Raw genomic sequence first — 15425 nt, 5'->3', positions numbered from 1 at the left:
AGCAAGCGCAGCCGGGGCGGTCGGGCATGGACGTCATTCTTCTGGTGCTGATCGGGGCCATCGTCGCCCACCGGTTCAACCGCCGGCTGACGGCGCAGGAACGCGAGATCGCCCGGCTGCGGCAAGCGCTGGAGCGCTTGCAGGGGCCGGTGCAGGGGCCGGTGCAGGGGCCGGTGACGGTTGACGCCGCGCCGGTCGATGCTCCGGCCGCGGACGCTGCCGTCATGGTGGAGGCTCCGCCGGAGCCGCCGCCGACCCAACCGCCCCCGGAGCCCTCGCCACCTCCGCTGTCCGTGTGGAGCCGGCTGGAGGACGCGCTGGCCGGGCGCTGGCTGATCTGGCTGGGCGGGGCCACGGTCGCCCTGGCGGCGGCCTTCTTCATCAAGATGTCGATCGAGCAGGGCTGGCTCGGCCCCGGCGTGCGCGTCACGCTCGGCCTGCTCTCTGCGGCGGCGCTGATGGTCGGCGGGGAATGGCTGCGGCAGCGCGGCGGGCGGGCGGAGCCGGGGGGCCGCGATCCGGTGCCGCCAGCCCTGACCGCGGCGGGGCTGTTCACCGGCTTCGCCAGCGTCTATGGCGGCTACGTTCTCTACGATCTGTTCGCCCCTCCGCTGGCCTTCGCGCTGCTCGGCGGGCTGGCGGCGCTGGGGATGGCGCTGTCGCTGCTCCAGGGACCCTACATCGCGGCGCTCGGGCTGCTGGGCGGCTTCGCGACGCCGCTGCTGGTCTCGTCCATCGGGGGATCGGCCTGGGGGCTGTTCGCCTATCTGCTGGCCCTGTCGGGCGCCGGCATGACGGTGGTGCTGTGGCGCGGCTGGCGCTGGCTGGGTCTGGGCACGCTGGTCGGGGCGTCGGGCTGGGTGCCGGTCTGGTACGTCGGCGGCTGGAATCCCGGCGACGCCCTGCCGGTCGGCATCTACCTGCTGCTGACCGCCGGGCTGTTCCTGATGCCCGCCCTGTTGGCCGGGCCGGTCGAGGCGGTGGCGCGGACCAGCCTGTTCGACCTGCTGCGCTGGAAGGGGCGTCCGCGCGCCGACCGGCTGGCCGTCGCCGCGGTGGCGGTTCTGGGCCTCCTGATGGCGATGCTCGTCACCGTGGACGGGCACCGCACCGGATCGCTGGTGATGCTCGCCCTGTTCGGGCTGCTCTGCGTCGCGGCAGGGCGGCGGATCGAGCGGATCGCCGGTGTCGCCTGGATCGGCGCGCTGGCGGTTCTGCTCGCCTTCGCCGGCTGGACTGTGCCGCGCTGGCCGCTGCCGCCGCCCGCCGTCACCGCCGACGGGCACCCCATCGTGCCCCCTCCGGGGTCGGGGTTGCCGCTCCAGTCCGGGCGCTTCCTGTGGGCGGTCGCCGGCTTCGCCCTGCTGTACGGGATGTGCGGCTTCATGGCCCTGTGGCGGTCGGCGCGGGCGGCGCTGTGGTCGTCGCTGGCGGCCTGGATGCCGGTGGTGCTTCTGGCGCTCGCCTACTGGCGGCTGGACCCGCCGCAGGGCGACACGCTGTGGCCGATGGCCAGCCTGGCGCTGGCGGCGCTGCTGGTCGCCGGAAGCGGCCCGCTGGCCCGGCACCGGCACCAGCCGGGCGTCAGTCTCGGGCTCGCCGCCTTCGCCGCCGGGGCCGCCGGGGCGCTCAGCCTCGGCGCCGTCATGATGCTGCGCGAGGCGTGGCTGACCGTGGCGCTGGCCGCCCAGGTGCCGGTGCTGGCGTGGCTGGAGCGGCACCTGGGCCTGCGCTCGCTGCGCGCGGTGATCCTGCTGGTGGCGGGCGCCGTCCTGGTCCGGCTGGCGCTGAACCCCTCCGTTCTGGAGTATGGGGAGGACGGGCTCGGCTGGATCGTCTACGGCTACGGCCTGCCCGCGGCCGGCTTCTTCCTGGCCGCCCACTGGCTGCGCTCCGCTCCGGACGGCAAGGGTGATGACGGGGTTGTGGCGCTGCTGGAGGCCGGCGGGCTGGCCTTCCTCACGCTGCTGCTGTCGCTCGGCATCCAGGCGCTGACCCGCGGCACGCTGGACGAGCCGCCCGATACCCTGCGCGAGGTGGCGCTGCACACGCTGGTCTGGCTGGCGCTGGCCCTGCTGCTGGCGACGGGGCGGCGCTGGCGGACGCGGCCGGTGGCGGTGTGGGGGCGGCGCATCCTGGCCGGGCTGGCGGCGATCCAGGCGGCGGCGCTGCATCTCGTCGTCCTGAACCCGCTGTGGAGCGGGGAGGCGGTGGGCGCGTGGCCGGTGGCGAACACGCTGCTGCTCGCCTACGGGCTTCCCGCCCTGCTCGGGCTGCTGTTCCTGTGGGTGGAGCCGCTGCCGGCCCGTCTGCGCCCCTGGGCGGCCCTGTTGCCGCTGGCCCTGCTCGGCATGAATCTGGCGCTGGAGATCCGCCACGCCTTCCAGGGACCGGTCCTCTCCGGGCCGGAGCTGCCGGACGCCGAATGGTACGGCTATTCCGCCGGCTTCCTGGCGGCGGCGGTGCTGATGCTGGTCGCCGCCCTGCGGTACCGGCTGGGCTGGCTGCGCCACGCCGCGATGGCGCTGATCCTGACGGTGGTCGCCAAGGTCTTCCTCAGCGACATGGCCGAGCTGGGCGGGCTGTACCGCGTCGCCTCCTTCCTCGGGCTCGGGCTGAGCCTGATCGGCGTCGGCTACCTCTACCGGCGGCTCCAGGGCAGCGCGCCGCAGGGAGGGCGAACAGTCGCCTGAGCGAACGGTCGGGTTGACAGCCGCCCCCCTCTCGCGCTCCGATGACGGCAACGAACGCATAAAACAACGATCGGGAGGACCACGCCCATGACCGACCGCCTGACCAACCCCATCGCCCATCCCATCCTGCCGAACGGCGACAGCGGCTTCACGGTGGAGGCCGCGTCGATGAAGTTCGGCCGCGGCATGCTGGCGGAGGCGGGGAACGACGCCAAGGCCATGGGCATGCGCCGGGTGGCCCTGTTCACCGACCCCCATGTGGCCGGGATCGCGCCCTTCGCGGCGGCGCTGGACTCGCTGAAGGGGGCGGGGCTGGACGTCGCCGTCTACGACCGCTGCGCGGTGGAGCCGACCAGCGCGTCCTTCCTGGAGGCGGCGGACTTCGCCCGCGACGGCCGGTTCGACGGCTATGTCTCCATCGGCGGCGGGTCGGTGATCGACACGGCCAAGGCGGCGAACCTCTACGCCACCCACCCGGCGGACTTCCTCGTCTACGTCAACAAGCCGCTGGGCGAGGGGCGCCCGGTGCCCGGTCCGGTGAAGCCGCACATCGCCTGCCCGACGACCTGCGGCACCGGCAGCGAGACGACGGGCGTCGCCATCTTCGACCATGTCGAGATGCGGGTGAAGACCGGCATCTCCTCCCGCTACCTGCGGCCGAATCTGGCGCTGGTCGATCCGGCGACCATCGACAGCCTGCCGCCGGGCATCATCGCCTCCACCGGCTTCGACGTGCTGACCCACGCCATCGAGAGCCACACCGCGCGGTCCTACCGCTCCCGCCCGAAGCCCGACGCGGCCAACCCGCGCCCGCCCTACCAGGGCGCCAACCCCTGGTCCGACATCGGCAGCCTCCAGGCCATCCGGCTCGGCGGGCAGTATCTGGAGCGCGCCGTAAACGACCCGGCGGACGAGGAGGCGCGCGACGCCCTGATGTTCGCGGCGACTCTGGCCGGTCTGGCCTTCGGCAACGCGGGGGTGCACATCCCGCACGCCATGTCCTACTCCGTCGCCGGGATGAACCACCGCTTCACGGCGCGCGGCTATGAGAAGGCCAACCCGATGGTGCCGCACGGCATCTCGGTGGTGCTGAACGCGCCGGCCGCCTTCCGCTTCACCGGCTCCGCCGAGCCCGAACGCCATCGGCGCGCCGCCGAGGCGCTGGGGGCGGAGGTCCGCGACGTCTCCCCGGCGGACGGCGGTGCGGTTCTGGCCGCCCGGCTGATCGCCATGATGCGGGCGACCCATCTGCCCAACGGCCTGTCGGCGCTCGGCTACGGCGCGGCGGACATCCCGGACCTGGTGCGCGGCGCGATGGCCCAGCAACGGCTGCTGACCATCGCGCCCCGCCCGGTGACGGAGGAGGACCTGCGCGGGCTCTACGCCGACGCCATGACCTACTGGTGATCCTCTACTGGTGCCCCCTGGTGGTGACCGCCCGGTCGCGGGACGGACACGCTATTGGCGGTCCGGCCATTCCCCCTTGAGCGCGATGCAGACGTTCAGCGCGAGCGAGGGCGGCTGGGTGGGGACGCTCTTCGAAGCCAACGCGCCCGCCGCGGCGACCGACACATTGCCGCCGGTGAAGCCGGTGAACGGGACGTTGATGGTGCCGTTGGTCGTGCCGGTGACCTTGGCGCCGGTGCTCGTCGAGGGGGCGTTGGTGTTGTACGGCCCCTTGATGGTGGCACCGGAGCCGCCGTCGTCGATCGAGGTGGTGCTGAGATAGACGGTGCCCGAGGTCGGGGCCGACACTGGATTGCCGCCGTTGGTGATGGGAACGCTGACGGTGCCGGTGAAGGGGACGATGGTCCCGGTGCCGCCCTGGGCGCCGGTGCCGGCGAAGCTGGCGCTGTGGTTGTGCGATTTCAGCGGCACCTGATCCTGGGTCAGCGTGACAGCCTGTTGGCCGAGGGCTTGGCCCAGAGGGGTTCTTATCAGTCCGATGCCGGTGCCGGCGCCGATGACAGCGCGTCCGCGCAGGTCGGGGAGGTTGAAGCTGGTCTTGCCGTCGCCGCCGTAGCGGGTGCCGAGCAGCGCGTACAGAGGCTGGTATTGTTGGATCGGCAGAGACTGGCCATCGGCCATGGCGAACCCCTCCGGGCACCAGTCGAACGGGACGGTGCACAAGGTGCCGGTGTATTGGTAGGACGTGCAGGCCGCCGCTGGCACGCTGAACAAAGCCATGCCGCCGGCCATCGCGGCGGCGATCGGGAGGGACATCCTGAACATGGTGTGTCCTTGATTTTGGGATGGTATTGGGGGATATCGTAGGATTTTTTAAAAGTGATCGGCGTTGTTTTTATTGTTGAGATAATTTCTCATACGCGATCATTTTGAATGAGGACTATTTTTTATTAAATTTTTTCACGGATCGACGGCGAGAGGAGGCGTCGTGGCCGGCGGAAAGGGCGCCGTGTCGGCGCCAAAGCCTGTCGATGAACGCTGGAACAGGGGATGGCCTGCCCCCTCCGCGCATCCGGAGGGGGCAGGCCCGCGCCGTTACGGACGGTTCGGGTAGAGGCCGACGGTCGCGATGCAGACGGTCTGCCCGATCGCCGGGGACTGGGTGGACACCTTCTGGGTGGCGCCGGCCGACGCGGGGGCGATCGCCACGGTCCCGCCGGTGATGCCGGTGTTCGGAACCGTGACGGTGCCGCTGGTCGTGCCGGCGACCTTGGCGCCGGTGCCAGGGCCGCTGGTGTTGTACGGCCCCTTCAGGAAGACGCCGGCGCCGCCGTCGTCGATCGAAGTGTCGCCGAGATAGACGGTGCCCGAGGTCGGGGCGGACACCGGGTTGCCGCCGTTGGTGATGGGCACGTTGACGGTGCCGGTGAAGGGAACGGTGGTCGAGCCGCCCGAGCCGCCGCCGGTGCCGGTGAAGGTGGCGGTGTGAGTGTGCGGCTGCAGCGGCACCTGGGCGGCCGAGAGCAGAAGCTCTTGCTGGCCGACCTTGGCGCCGATGGCGATGTTCGCCAGCCCGGGGCCGGTGCCGGACCCGATGGCGGCGCGGCCGCGCAGGTCGGGGACGGCGAAGAGATCGTTGTTGTTGCCGCCGTAGCGGTAGCCGATCAGGGCGAACAGGGCCTGGTTCTCGCGGACCGCCAGCGTGCGGCCGTCGGCCACCACGTAGCCCTGGGGGCACCAGTCGAACGAATAGGTGCAGATGGTGCCGATGTACGGCTCCACGTTGCAGGCGGCGGCGGGGGTGCTCAACAGGGCCATGCCGCTCGCCATGGCAAAGGCGGCGGAAAGGAGGGTCTTGCGCATGATGTGTCCTCGGCGTTGGGAGTGTTCGGCTTTTTTTTGGGGGATCCGTTACGGACGGTTCGGGTAGAGGCCGTTGGCGACGATGCAGACGGTCTGTCCGATCGCCGGGGACTGGGTGGAGACCTTCTGGGTGGCGCCGGCCGACGCGGGGGCGACCGCCACGGTCCCACCGGTGATGCCGGTGTTGGGAACCGTGATGGAGCCGCTGGCCGTGCCGGCGACCTTGGCGCCCGTGCCCGGACCACTGGTGTTGTACGGGCCCTTCAGGGTCATGCCGGCGCCGCCGTCGTCGATCGAGGTGTCGCCGAGATAGACGGTGCCCGAGGTCGGGGCCGACACCGGGGTGCCGCCGTTGGTGATCGGAACGCTGACGGTGCCGGTGAAGGGAACGGTGGTCGAGCCGCCCGAACCGCCGCCGGTGCCGGTGAAGGTGGCGGTGTGGGTGTGCGGCTGCAGCGGGACCTGGGCGGCCGACAGCAGAAGCTCCTGCTGGCCGACCTTGGCGCCGATGGCGATGTTCGTCAGGCCCGGACCCGTCCCGGTGCCGATGGCGGCGCGGCCGCGCAGATCGGAGATGCCGAAAGTGTTCGCGTTGTCGCCGCCGTAGCGGAAGCCGACCAGGGCGAACAGCGCCTGATACTCGCGGATCGCCAACGTCCGGCCATCGGCCGGGATGTAGTTGCGGGGGCACCAATCGAACGCGAATGTGCAGACGGTGCCGATGTACGCCTCGTCGTTGCAGGCGGCGGCGGGGGTGCTGAACAGAGCCATCCCGCTTGCCATCGCAAGCGCGGCGGTGAAAAGAGCCTTGCGCATGATGTGTCCTTCGCGTTGGGATTGTTTTTTTGAGTTTTGACGGCGGGTTGTCACACAAGTGAATGATTTTCTTTTTTCACGAATTTATCATCTCACAACCCTCTATAGTGGTTAAACGACATTTTTATACAAATTTGTTCATTGTCGCGTTTCTTCCGATCTCTGCACGCAGAGCGTGCGGCGCCGGCAAGGGGTGGCGTCGCAGCCGGCCCGGCGGATCCTTGAGGCACCCCCTACGCGCGGTTCCGGCATCCGGAACCGGATCGGGCGGGGTCCGTTGTTCGAGTGAGGTTCGAGAAGGGTTCGGGAGGGACCGGCGGGACGGGGCCCGGGGCGGAGGCATGGCGCCAACATCATGAAAATCATCATCTTCGGACAATCCATCAGCTCCTCCTGGGGCAACGGGCACGCCACCCTGTGGCGGGGGCTGGTCAAGGCCCTGGCGCGGCGGGGCAACCGCGTCGTCTTCCTGGAGCGCGACACGCCCGAGCGGGCGGAGCACCGCGATCTGAGGGACATTCCCGGCGGGGAGCTTCTGCTCTACGGCCGGTGGGAGCAGGTGGCGGCGGCGGCGCAGCGCCACGCCGACGAGGCGGACGTCGCGATGGTAACCTCCGGTTGTCCGGATGGGGCGGCGGCCTCCCGTCTCGTGCTGGGGTCGAAGGCGCAACGGACGGTCTATTACGACCTCGACACGCACATCACCCTGTCCCGCTCCGAAACGGGGGAGCGGCCGGCCTACCTGCCGCCGGAGGGCTTGGGCGGATTCGACACCGTGCTGAGCAGCACCGGCGGGCGGGCGCTGGAGGCGCTGAAGACGCAATTGGGCGCGCGGTTCGTGGCGCCGCTCTACGCCTGGGTCGACCCCGACCTCCATCGGTCCGCCGAACCGGTGCGGCACTATCTCGGCGACCTCTGCCACCTCGGCGCCTGGGTCGAGGACCGGCGGGCGGCGCTGGAGGCGCTGTTCTTCGAGCCGGCCCGGCGGCTGGGGCGGCGGCGGTTCGTCCTGGCCGGCGGCGGCTATCCGGACGACGCCTCCTGGGGCGCCAACGTCCACCGCATCCGGCATCTGCCTCCGGCGGAGCATGCGGCTTTCTTCTGCTCCTCCACCCTGACGCTGAACGTGACGCGCCAGCCTCTGAAGGCGATGGGCTGGTGCCCGTCCGTCCGGCTGTTCGAGGCGGCGGCCTGCGGCGTCCCGGTGATCTCCGACGAGTGGGAGGGGATCGGCGCCTTCTTCGAGCCGGGGCGCGACATCCTCGTCGCGCGGGAGACCGACGATGTGACCACGGCGATGATGCTGCCGCGCGGGCACCTGGCCACGCTGGCCCAGCGCGCGCGGTCGCGCGTTCTGGAGGAGCACACGGCGGAACGGCGCGTGCGGGAGTTGCGCTCCATCCTCGACATCAAGGGGGGCGGCGATGATTGATCCGGCGTTCCCCGGTTGCCCGGTTTGCCGCTGTTGGAAGTAAGCCGCCCTTGGCGTCCTGACCGTCCGGTCGGGTTCCCGGTTCCGAGGTCGGCAGCCCGGTGCAGGACGGCTATCCCTTCCGCGAGTCGATCCACTTCCAATACCCTGGTTACCGAAAGCCCGTTTTCGTAGAAAACAAAGAGGGGGCAATGGCAACAGGACTGTCCCGATTCCGGCTTTTCTCCGGGCCGCCAAGATGTCGGAGAGAAAGAAGAGCGTGCGTCAGACAATAAGTTCCAATGAATAACACCACAGGGACAAGGGATGAACGAAGCGGTGATGCGTAGGAACAGGCCGGCGGGAAGACCTCACCCAAGCGACGGCGCCCCTCCGGCCCTTCCTTTTCCGGAGGCGGCGCGATGGCATTGACCATTCTCACCGTGGCGTCGCCCTTCGCCCCGGTCGGCGCCGATCCGGAGAATGAAGGCACGGCGGAGCAGGTGGCCGGCGCCATCGACGCCGCCCTGGTCCGCGCCGGGCACCGCTCGGTCGTCATCGCGCCGGAGGATTCGGCGGTGGCGGGAACGCTGATCCCGCTGGCGCGCGTCCATGGCGGCGCCCATGGCCAAGCGCCGGACGAGCGGGCGCAGGCCGCCGTCCTGAGGCGCGTCGCCACCGTGGTGGCCGGGGCGGTGGAGGACCACGCGCCCGATCTCGTCCACATCCATGTCCGGGACTTCGACGCGCTGCTGCCGCCGCAGGACGTGCCGGTCCTGGCGACGCTCTACCAGCCGCTGGACCGCTACCGGCCCGAGGCGCTGCTGTCCCCGCGGGCGAAGCTGCATCTCCAGCCGGTGTCCGCCGCGCAGGTGCGCGGGGCTTCGCCGGGGCTGACGTTCCTGCCTCCGCTGGAGATCGGGGTGGCGGTGGACCGCCTGCACATCCGCGTGCCGAAGCGCCGCTTCGCCGTCTGCCTGGGCGACATCGAACCGGAGATGGGCTTCCACATCGCCCTGGACGCGGCGCGGCAGATCGACATGCAGCTTCTCCTCTGCGGCGGCCTGTCCCGCGGCGTGGAGGAGCAGCGCTACCTTCAGGAGGAGATTCGGCCGCGGCTGGACCCCAAGCGCCGCTTCCTCGGGCGGATCGGTTTCGGGCGCAAGCGCTGGATGCTGGGGGCGGCCCGCTGCCTGCTGGCGCCCAGCCTGATGTCGGAGCCGACGCCCGTCGCGGCGCTGGAGGCGTTGGCCTGCGGTACGCCGGTGGTGGCCTTCCCGACCGGTGCGCTGGCCGACCTCGTGGAGCCGGGCGTCACCGGCTTCCTGGTCAAGGACGCCGACGAGATGGCCCGCGCCATCGAGGACTGCGAGACGCTGGACCCCGACGCCTGCCGCGCCGTCGCCCGCGCCCGCTATTCGCTGGACGGCATGACGGAGCGCTATCTGGCGCGGTTCGAGGAGCTGGTCTCCGGACAGGCGGCGGCGGAGGCGGGGGTGGCGTAGGTCCACACCCTCACGGCTTGGTTCCATAGAGCTTGGCCATCGACAGCTGGTCGGCCAGCCGCCCGTCGATCAGGCTGTGGCGGCGGGCCACCGCCTCCTCCTGGAAGCCGTGCTTGGCGTAGAAGCGCCGGGCGCGGCCGTTGTGGCCGAACACCCAGAGCGACAGCCGGTGCAGCCGCCGCGCCCGCACCCAGAGATCCGCCGCGGCGATCAGGTGCCCGCCGACGCCCAGCGCCCAGAAATCCCGGCGCACCGCCAGTCCAAGTGCGGCCTCGTGCGCGGTGCGGGCGTAGGCGCCGGTCCACAGCGACAGCGACCCGGCGATGGTCCCGTCCGCGAGCGCCAGCAGGGTGGCCGTCCGGTCGCCGATCCGCTGTTCGGCCAGGAAGCGCCGGGCCGCCGCGACGTCCGGCAGGGATTCGGCGGCGCTACGCATCAGGAAGTGGGTTTCGCTCCGCACCGCGTGGTCGTAGGCGAGGTAGGCGGCGGCGTCCGCCGGCAGGGCGGGGCGGATCTCCAGCCGCCCGATCCGTGCTTGGGGCGGCGCCACAGCCGCCGGATCGGCCGCCGGTTTGGGTGAGGGGGCGGGCCATTCGGGAACGCCGTCCGCCCCGATGGCCTTGCCCATCAGCCGCTCGCTGCGCCACGCGCCGTTGACGCGCAGGACGTCGCGCATCAGCCCCTCGTCGCGAAAGCCGAGCCGGTCATAGAGGGAGAGGGCGCGGCGGTTGCTCTCGGCCACGGTCAGTTCCAGCCGGTGCGCGCCGTTGCGCCGCGCCCAGGCCTCCGCCGCGGCGAACAGCCCGGTGGCGACGCCGCGTCCGTTCCAGGCGCGCCGCACCCCGACCGCCAGGGTCACGGTGCCACGATTTTTGCGGAACCGCCCGCCATTGGCGCTGAGATAGCCGATGAGGTCCGGCGGGTGGTTCCCGGCAGCCTCGGCGACGAAGATGGTCGAGTTGCCGGACGCCTGGAAGGCGGCGAGATCGCGCGCCCAGAAAGGCCGCTCGCCGGGCTCGCGCAGGAGGAAATCGCTTTCCGCGTCGATCCGCGCGACCAGGGCCAGCAGGGCGAGGCGCTCGCCGGGCCGGGCTTCGCGTACGGAAAAGCCGCCGATGGTCTGGGTGTCCCGCATGGCGCGCAGCCTAGGCCCGCCCGCGGCGGATGGCAAAGCGGTTGTTGCGTGGCGGCCGGCGCGGCTATCGTCGCGCCATCGTGATATCTGGAGTTCCCATGCCCACCGTGACCGTCCGTCCGGCCGTCGAGGCCGATTGCCCGACCATCCTCCGCTTCGTCCGGGAACTGGCCGAGTTCGAAAACGAACCTCACGCCGTGAAGGCGAGCGAGGCGGACTTCCGGCGCGACGGCTGGGGCGAGCGTCCGGTGTTCGAGGCGCTGATCGCCGAACTGGACGGGGAGCCCGTCGGCTTCGCGCTGTGCTTCCGCAATTATTCGACCTGGGAAGGGCGGGCCGGCCTGTTCGTCGAGGATCTCTATGTAACCCCGGAGGCGCGGCGCTACGGCGTGGGCCGCAAGCTGCTGGCGACGGTGGCGAAACTGGCGGCCGAGCGGGGCTGCCGCCGTGTCGACCTGAATGTGCTGCACTGGAACCCGGCGCGCGATTTCTATCTGCGCATCGGCTTCAAACAGATGGAGGAGTGGCTTCCCTACCGTCTCACCGGCGATGCCATCGCCGCGCTGGCCGCGCAGGCGGATGAGGCGTGAGGGAACTTGGGCATCTGACTGTTTCGGTGGGCTGACGGTCGGGGCTTGTCGATGGCCCCGACCTCATCGCCACCACGCGGTACTTATGCCCGGGTGCTTATGCCCAGGTCGTCCGGGACCCTCAGGCGGCCTTGACCGGCATCGCGGCGTTCAGCAGATCCAGGTAGCCGGACCGCTCTTCGCGCAGGGTGGACAGCAGGTCGGCGAGGCTCTCACGGACGAAGGGGTCGTTCTGGCCGTCGATCCGGTTCTGCGCCAGCTGGATGAACTCATCGACCAGGGCGATGTGAACGCGAGAGGACGAGGTAATCTGTTCGGCGGTGGTGGCGATCAGCATTTTAAAACTCCGTTTGGTCTTGTGTGTTCGTGATGTCTCTATTTGGCCATGTCCCGGTTAACGACTTACTAACAGGGTCTCCGCCGGGCTGGTGTCTTGAGGGGTAACCCCGCAACCGACAAATATAGGGGAGTTTTACCCGTAAGGATTACCACTTTTCTTTAGGAAAACGGGCGCGTTTCGGGCGCTTCGAGCCTTTTCAAGGACTTCCGGCGAAGGTCGTAGCGACCGGACCGTCATAGGCGGGAGGGGGCGAAGCCTCAGCGGCGGCGTCCGCAAGCCTTAAGCCGCGGCGGGGAGGCGTTAACAGGCCGTCCCGCCGGGCGTAGTACATCCTTTGCAGGGACCGGTGCGCCGGGTGTAGCCCCTTACGCGGCGCGCGGCAGCCGGCCCGCGGCGCGGTCCATGCGATCGGCGCGATCCAGCGCCTGGGCGACCAGATCGTCGAACAGGTCGTTGACCAACGCCGACAGACGCACCGGCGCGCCGCCAAGCTGCGGCCCTTCCATCAGCAGGGAGCCTTCCTCGCCGGGGCCGACCACGCGCCAGCCCTTCGCCGTCATCTCGGCGACGCGGGTCTTGGCAACGAGAGCGCGGACATGGTCCATGGCGAAGTCGCTCATTCGAATCTCCCAGGGCTTGAGGAGGTTGGCTGGGCGGGGCAGCGAAACGGTGCCAGCGAAACTGTATTGGCGAAACGGTATTGGCGAAACGGGTGCGGCAGGGCCGCACACTCAGAAACGGTAACGCAGGAAACGGAACGCAACAAGAACAAATTCGGCCGGAGCCTCGCCCAAAGGGCATTGCGCGTTGATTCCCCTTGCTAGGCGGGCGATTCGGGAAAAAATTCGCTGACCGGAAGAATGTTCGAACCGACGAGGACCTGACCATGACCGGCAAGACCGGGATGCGCACCGAGACCGACAGCTTCGGACCGATCGAGGTTGCCGCCGACCGTTACTGGGGCGCCCAGACGCAGCGCTCGCTGCGCAACTTCCGCATCGGCGGGGAGCGCATGCCGCCGGCGCTGGTGCGCGCCCTGGGCATCCAGAAGAAGGCGTCGGCGCTCGCCAACATGGCGCTGGAGGTGCTCGACCCCCGGCTGGGCCGCGCCATCGTCGAGGCGGCGGAGGAGGTGATCGACGGCACGCTCGCCGATCATTTCCCTCTGGTGGTCTGGCAGACCGGCTCCGGCACCCAGACGAACATGAACGCGAACGAGGTCATCTCCAACCGCGCCATCGAGGCGCTGGGCGGCGAGATGGGGTCGAAGAAGCCGGTCCACCCCAACGACCACGTCAACATGGGTCAGTCGTCCAACGACAGCTTCCCCACCGCCATGCACATCGCCGCGGCCGAGCAGATCCACCACGAGCTTTTGCCGGCGCTGGAGCACCTGCACGCGGCGCTCGCGGCGAAGGCGGCGGAGTTCGCCGACATCGTGAAGATCGGGCGCACCCATCTCCAGGACGCCACGCCGCTGACCCTGGGGCAGGAGTTCTCCGGCTACGCCACCCAGATCGCCTACGGGATCGAACGGGTGAAGGCGTCGCTGCCGCAGCTCTACCGGCTGGCCCAGGGCGGCACGGCGGTCGGCACCGGGCTGAACGCCAAGACCGGCTTCGCCGAGGCCTTCGCCGAGGAGGTGGCCGCCATCACCGGGCTGCCCTTCGTCACGGCGGAGAACAAGTTCGAGGCGCTGGCCACCCACGACGCGCTGGTGGACGCCCACGGCAGCCTGAACACGCTGGCGGTGTCGCTGATGAAGATCGCCAACGACATCCGTCTGCTCGGCTCCGGCCCGCGCTGCGGCATCGGCGAGATTTCCCTGCCCGAGAACGAGCCCGGCTCCTCCATCATGCCCGGCAAGGTGAACCCCACCCAGTCGGAGGCGATGACCATGGTCTGCGCCCAGGTGATGGGCAACCAGACCACCGTCAGCATCGCCGGCGCCACCGGCCATTTCGAGCTGAACGTCTTCAAGCCGGTGATCGCCTACAACGTGCTGCAGTCGATCCGGTTGCTGGCCGACGCCTGCAACAGCTTCACCGACAACGCCGTGGTCGGGATCGAGGCCAACCGCGAGCGCATCGGCCAGTTGCTGAACGAAAGCCTGATGCTGGTCACCGCGCTGAACCCGCACATCGGCTACGACAACGCGGCGAAGATCGCCAAGAAGGCCCACAAGGAGGGAACGACCCTGAAACAGGCCGGCGTGGCGCTGGGTCTGCTGACCGAGGAGCAGTTCGATCAGTGGGTCAAGCCGGAAACCATGGTGAAGCCCCGGTGACCGGGGCCATGCGCCGTTCATGAAGAAGCGCTCCGTCCTCATCGCCGGGCACCCGACCAGCGTCTCCCTGGAAGAGGAATTCTGGGAGGCGCTGAAGGGCCTCGCGCAGGCGCGGGGGATGTCGGTCAACGCGCTGATCGAAGAGATCGATTCGACCCGCAGCGGCAACCTGTCAAGCGCGATCCGGGTCTTTGTGCTGAACGCGGTGCAGGGGCGGGGGTAGGGGCCTCCTGCCCCCGCCGGGGCGCCCCTGGACAGGGGGCGGGGGGACGGCTACACCCTTGCGCCGGACCGTCCCCTTCCCCTCGCGCCAGAGTGTCCGCCCGTGACGCCCGACATCACCATCCTCGATATCGTCGCCTTCCTGTGGTTCCTGGCCTGCTGGGCGGGCTTCACGCTGATCCAGGACCACATGCTGGGCGGGCGCATGGTCGTCAACCAGCATCTGAAGAAGGCGCGCCGCCATTGGATGGAGCGGATGCTGGAGCGCGACAACCGCATCATGGACTCGCAGCTCGTCGGCCACACGATGCAGAGCTGCACCTTCTTCGCCAGCACGAACATGCTGGTGCTGGCCGGTCTGGTCGGCGCCTTCGGCGCGGTGGAGAACGCCCACAAGCTGGTCGGCACGCTGTCCTTCACGGTGCAGACCACGAGGGAGTTCTTCGAGCTGAAGATGCTGCTGCTCGTGGCGATCTTCACCTTCGGCTTCTTCAAGTTCACCTGGGCGCTGCGCCAGTACAATTACTGCTGCGCCCTGATCGGCTCCGCCCCGCTGCCCCCGGTGCCGGCGGAGGAGAAGACGGCCATGGCCGACAGCATCGCCGCCGCCATGACGCTGGCCGTCAAGGCGCTGAACGGCGGCATGCGCGCCTATTACTTCGCCATGGCGGCGCTGGCCTGGATGCTCGGCCCCTGGTTCTTCATGGTGTCCACCGCGGCGGTCATCATCGTCCTGACCCGCCGGCAGGGCTTTTCCGCGACGGAGAAGGTCATCCGCGTGCAGGTGGATGCGCTGGAGAAACGCAAACGGTCATGATGCGCGTGGCCAAGACGCACGTTTTTGGCGAGAAATATGTTAAAATGTTCTAAATCTGCGACGTTATGGCCAATACGCTGCGGTGCAAATTAATGCTTTTGTCATAGCCGCCTGATGAACGCGTGCACTGCAGCACGCCACGCTTGAGGGGGTTTGGCCATGGACATCGACACGGCGGTATCGGTCTTGAACTCGCTGGACGAGGCGGAACGGCTTCTGGCCGAGGTCCGGCTGCATCCGGGGGCCTGCGGCGCCGCCAAGGAGTTCATGGACCGCAACCGCGAGCTTCTCGATCAGGCGCGCCACTGCATCGACGCCGCCCACGAACTGGCCTGACGC

The 15425-nt window shown here is 69.5% G+C and carries 15 protein-coding genes; 9 read left to right on the top strand and 6 right to left on the bottom strand.

Annotation, left to right across the window (positions count from 1 at the left end; all coding sequences use genetic code 11):
- Positions 1 to 26: 26 nt before the first annotated feature.
- Together TSH58p_RS07085 and TSH58p_RS07080 are read left to right on the top strand one after the other, a co-directional pair.
- Positions 27 to 2693, top strand: coding sequence for a DUF2339 domain-containing protein (locus TSH58p_RS07085; RefSeq protein WP_109068063.1), 2667 nt, complete (start codon positions 27 to 29; stop codon positions 2691 to 2693).
- Positions 2694 to 2780: 87 nt separating this feature from the next.
- Entirely contained in the window at positions 2781 to 4100 is a 1320-nt protein-coding gene (locus TSH58p_RS07080; RefSeq protein WP_109068062.1) for a hydroxyacid-oxoacid transhydrogenase, read from the top strand.
- A 51-nt stretch (positions 4101 to 4151) separates the two neighbouring features.
- Here TSH58p_RS07080 and TSH58p_RS07075 read toward each other — a convergent pair whose 3' ends face one another.
- The 3 genes from TSH58p_RS07075 to TSH58p_RS07065 form a co-directional block, all read right to left on the bottom strand.
- Positions 4152 to 4916: a phage tail protein gene (locus TSH58p_RS07075; protein WP_162600030.1), complete on the bottom strand. Its 765-nt coding sequence runs from the start codon at positions 4914 to 4916 to the stop codon at positions 4152 to 4154.
- A 279-nt stretch (positions 4917 to 5195) separates the two neighbouring features.
- A complete protein-coding gene (locus TSH58p_RS07070; protein WP_109068060.1) occupies positions 5196 to 5963 on the bottom strand; it encodes a phage tail protein in 768 nt (255 codons plus the stop codon).
- A gap of 48 nt (positions 5964 to 6011) precedes the next feature.
- Positions 6012 to 6779 (bottom strand): phage tail protein, encoded by a 768-nt coding sequence (locus TSH58p_RS07065; protein WP_109068059.1) that lies wholly within the window; start codon positions 6777 to 6779, stop codon positions 6012 to 6014.
- 355 nt (positions 6780 to 7134) lie between these two features.
- Here TSH58p_RS07065 and TSH58p_RS07060 point away from each other — a divergent pair, with 355 nt between their 5' ends.
- Entirely contained in the window at positions 7135 to 8211 is a 1077-nt protein-coding gene (locus TSH58p_RS07060) for a glycosyltransferase (protein ID WP_109068058.1), read from the top strand.
- A 401-nt stretch (positions 8212 to 8612) separates the two neighbouring features.
- On the top strand, positions 8613 to 9695 hold the full coding sequence (locus TSH58p_RS07055; protein ID WP_109068057.1) for a glycosyltransferase: 1083 nt from the start codon (positions 8613 to 8615) through the stop codon (positions 9693 to 9695).
- Positions 9696 to 9705: 10 nt separating this feature from the next.
- Here the strand turns inward: TSH58p_RS07055 and TSH58p_RS33035 are convergent, their stop codons facing one another.
- Complete coding sequence (locus tag TSH58p_RS33035; RefSeq protein WP_158282551.1) at positions 9706 to 10830, bottom strand: GNAT family N-acetyltransferase; 1125 nt, start codon at positions 10828 to 10830, stop codon at positions 9706 to 9708.
- 98 nt (positions 10831 to 10928) lie between these two features.
- Between TSH58p_RS33035 and TSH58p_RS07045 the strand changes: the two genes are divergently transcribed.
- On the top strand, positions 10929 to 11420 hold the full coding sequence (locus TSH58p_RS07045; RefSeq protein WP_109068056.1) for a GNAT family N-acetyltransferase: 492 nt from the start codon (positions 10929 to 10931) through the stop codon (positions 11418 to 11420).
- A gap of 121 nt (positions 11421 to 11541) precedes the next feature.
- Here the strand turns inward: TSH58p_RS07045 and TSH58p_RS07040 are convergent, their stop codons facing one another.
- The gene (locus tag TSH58p_RS07040; RefSeq protein ID WP_109068055.1) at positions 11542 to 11757 is read right to left on the bottom strand and encodes a hypothetical protein; all 216 of its coding nucleotides are present in this window, start codon (positions 11755 to 11757) and stop codon (positions 11542 to 11544) included.
- 368 nt (positions 11758 to 12125) lie between these two features.
- Complete coding sequence (locus TSH58p_RS07035; protein ID WP_109068054.1) at positions 12126 to 12380, bottom strand: hypothetical protein; 255 nt, start codon at positions 12378 to 12380, stop codon at positions 12126 to 12128.
- 266 nt (positions 12381 to 12646) lie between these two features.
- Here TSH58p_RS07035 and fumC point away from each other — a divergent pair, with 266 nt between their 5' ends.
- The 4 genes from fumC (at position 12647) to TSH58p_RS33030 (ending at position 15422) form a co-directional block, all read left to right on the top strand.
- The gene (gene fumC, locus TSH58p_RS07030) at positions 12647 to 14047 is read left to right on the top strand and encodes a class II fumarate hydratase (protein ID WP_109068053.1); all 1401 of its coding nucleotides are present in this window, start codon (positions 12647 to 12649) and stop codon (positions 14045 to 14047) included.
- A 19-nt stretch (positions 14048 to 14066) separates the two neighbouring features.
- Positions 14067 to 14270 carry a ribbon-helix-helix domain-containing protein gene (locus tag TSH58p_RS07025; RefSeq protein WP_109068052.1) on the top strand — a complete coding sequence of 68 codons (204 nt, stop codon included), beginning with the start codon at positions 14067 to 14069 and terminating at the stop codon, positions 14268 to 14270.
- Between the two features lie 102 nt (positions 14271 to 14372).
- Entirely contained in the window at positions 14373 to 15086 is a 714-nt protein-coding gene (locus TSH58p_RS07020) for a DUF599 domain-containing protein (RefSeq protein ID WP_109068051.1), read from the top strand.
- Positions 15087 to 15245: 159 nt separating this feature from the next.
- Positions 15246 to 15422, top strand: coding sequence for a hypothetical protein (locus TSH58p_RS33030; protein WP_155903422.1), 177 nt, complete (start codon positions 15246 to 15248; stop codon positions 15420 to 15422).
- The last annotated feature ends 3 nt before the right edge of the window (positions 15423 to 15425 follow it).

It is taken from the genome of Azospirillum sp. TSH58 (genome assembly GCF_003119115.1).
Classification (GTDB): domain Bacteria; phylum Pseudomonadota; class Alphaproteobacteria; order Azospirillales; family Azospirillaceae; genus Azospirillum.
This window is presented reverse-complemented; position numbering and strand designations above follow the sequence as displayed.

What these genes read in the sequence shown, in the direction of transcription:
- fumC (WP_109068053.1), top strand. Translation starts at nt 12,647, where the DNA reads ATGACCGGCAAGACCGGGATGCGCACCGAGACCGACAGCTTCGGACCG.
- TSH58p_RS33035 (WP_158282551.1), bottom strand. Translation starts at nt 10,830, where the DNA reads ATGCGGGACACCCAGACCATCGGCGGCTTTTCCGTACGCGAAGCCCGG.
- TSH58p_RS07025 (WP_109068052.1), top strand. Translation starts at nt 14,067, where the DNA reads ATGAAGAAGCGCTCCGTCCTCATCGCCGGGCACCCGACCAGCGTCTCC.
- TSH58p_RS07045 (WP_109068056.1), top strand. Translation starts at nt 10,929, where the DNA reads ATGCCCACCGTGACCGTCCGTCCGGCCGTCGAGGCCGATTGCCCGACC.
- TSH58p_RS33030 (WP_155903422.1), top strand. Translation starts at nt 15,246, where the DNA reads ATGGACATCGACACGGCGGTATCGGTCTTGAACTCGCTGGACGAGGCG.
- TSH58p_RS07080 (WP_109068062.1), top strand. Translation starts at nt 2,781, where the DNA reads ATGACCGACCGCCTGACCAACCCCATCGCCCATCCCATCCTGCCGAAC.
- TSH58p_RS07035 (WP_109068054.1), bottom strand. Translation starts at nt 12,380, where the DNA reads ATGAGCGACTTCGCCATGGACCATGTCCGCGCTCTCGTTGCCAAGACC.
- TSH58p_RS07060 (WP_109068058.1), top strand. Translation starts at nt 7,135, where the DNA reads ATGAAAATCATCATCTTCGGACAATCCATCAGCTCCTCCTGGGGCAAC.
- TSH58p_RS07040 (WP_109068055.1), bottom strand. Translation starts at nt 11,757, where the DNA reads ATGCTGATCGCCACCACCGCCGAACAGATTACCTCGTCCTCTCGCGTT.
- TSH58p_RS07065 (WP_109068059.1), bottom strand. Translation starts at nt 6,779, where the DNA reads ATGCGCAAGGCTCTTTTCACCGCCGCGCTTGCGATGGCAAGCGGGATG.
- TSH58p_RS07085 (WP_109068063.1), top strand. Translation starts at nt 27, where the DNA reads ATGGACGTCATTCTTCTGGTGCTGATCGGGGCCATCGTCGCCCACCGG.
- TSH58p_RS07070 (WP_109068060.1), bottom strand. Translation starts at nt 5,963, where the DNA reads ATGCGCAAGACCCTCCTTTCCGCCGCCTTTGCCATGGCGAGCGGCATG.
- TSH58p_RS07075 (WP_162600030.1), bottom strand. Translation starts at nt 4,916, where the DNA reads ATGTCCCTCCCGATCGCCGCCGCGATGGCCGGCGGCATGGCTTTGTTC.
- TSH58p_RS07055 (WP_109068057.1), top strand. Translation starts at nt 8,613, where the DNA reads ATGGCATTGACCATTCTCACCGTGGCGTCGCCCTTCGCCCCGGTCGGC.